This is a genomic window from Variovorax sp. M-6 (genome assembly GCF_052114385.1).
Lineage (GTDB): Bacteria > Pseudomonadota > Gammaproteobacteria > Burkholderiales > Burkholderiaceae_C > Variovorax.
Genome location: NZ_JBFREQ010000113.1, coordinates 1 through 640, shown reverse-complemented (window position 1 = coordinate 640; position 640 = coordinate 1). Strand labels below are relative to the sequence as shown.

1 pseudogene is annotated in these 640 nt (G+C 60.6%); it reads right to left on the bottom strand.

Annotated elements, in window-relative coordinates:
* Positions 1-581, bottom strand: a pseudogene (locus AB4Z46_RS35380) (transposase); the annotation flags it as partial.
* Between the last annotated feature and the right edge of the window lie 59 nt (positions 582-640).

Below are 640 nucleotides of genomic sequence, written 5' to 3'. Positions count from 1 at the left end.
GAGATGCTGCAACAGCTCCTTCTTCAACGCCCCGCGGGCTTGAATGAACAGGCTACGGTAGATGGTCTCGTGGGACACGTGGGAGGTCTCGTCGCTCGGGTAAGTATGCTTGAGCCAACCGGCAATCTGCTCCGGAGACCATTGCAGCCGAAGCTTCTCCGTGACGATGCGCGCCAAGTCCCGGTTCTCAGCCAGCCTGCAACGCTTTGGTCGACGGGCCCGATCCCAGGCGGCCTGGTCGGCCTGGGTCGCTCGGTAGCATCCCAGACCACCGTTGCGCTTGATCTCCCGGCTGATGGTGGATGGCGCTCGCCCGAGGATCAACGCGATCGAGCGAATCGAGAAGCCAGCCGCCATGGCACGCGAGATCTCCTCGCGCTCGGCGAGTGTCAGCGCCATCGCGATGAACGGCTTCGCTCCGGTGGTCGAATGCCGCCCGTACGGGACAAAATCTTTTGTACGGACGTGTGTGCCCGATTGAACAGTTGGGCAATCTGATGCAGGGTCCATCCCTGCCTCCATCGCTCCCACATCAATGCCTTCTGGCTGTCTGTGTAGTAGGTTCGCGTCCGGTAAGCCATCTGCAACACTCCTTCTGCCTACGGCAGTCATCAGTGTGTTGCATCGACCGGTTGAATAT